Genomic DNA, 507 nt, shown 5'->3' with positions numbered 1-507 from the left:
ATCGCCGCCGGTGTACCCACCGTTCCTGGCTCCGACGGCCCACTGCCGGAAGACGAAGAAACCGCTCTGCGCATTGGTCGCGAAGTCGGCTACCCCGTGATCATCAAGGCCGCCGGTGGCGGTGGTGGTCGCGGCATGCGCGTGGTGCACAAGGAAGAANGACCTGATCGAAGCCGCCAAGCAGACCCGCTCCGAAGCGGGCGCCTGGTTCGGCAACCCGATGGTCTACCTGGAAAAATACCTGACCAACCCACGTCACGTGGAAGTTCAGGTACTGTCCGACGGCCAGGGCCACGCCATCCACCTGGGCGACCGCGATTGCTCGCTGCAACGTCGTCACCAGAAGGTACTGGAAGAAGCACCGGCACCGGGCCTGGATGAAAAGGCTCGCCAGGAAGTGCTGGCACGCTGCGTCAAGGCGTGCATCGACATCAACTACCGTGGCGCCGGTACTTTCGAGTTCCTCTACGAGAACGGTCGTTTCTACTTCATCGAGATGAACACTCG

The 507-nt window shown here is 62.1% G+C and carries 1 protein-coding gene and 1 pseudogene; both read left to right on the top strand.

Annotation, left to right across the window (positions count from 1 at the left end):
* A pseudogene (locus AO064_RS31790) lies at positions 1 to 102 on the top strand (ATP-binding protein); the annotation flags it as partial.
* Positions 103 to 220: 118 nt separating this feature from the next.
* Positions 221 to 507: ATP-binding protein (locus tag AO064_RS31785; RefSeq protein ID WP_482211635.1), on the top strand; the 287-nt coding region annotated here is incomplete at its 3' end.

This window comes from Pseudomonas marginalis, assembly GCF_001645105.1.
Taxonomy (GTDB): Bacteria; Pseudomonadota; Gammaproteobacteria; order Pseudomonadales; family Pseudomonadaceae; genus Aquipseudomonas; species Aquipseudomonas petroselini.
The sequence above is the reverse complement of the archived record's forward strand: the minus strand, read 5'-3'. Positions and strand labels throughout refer to the sequence as shown.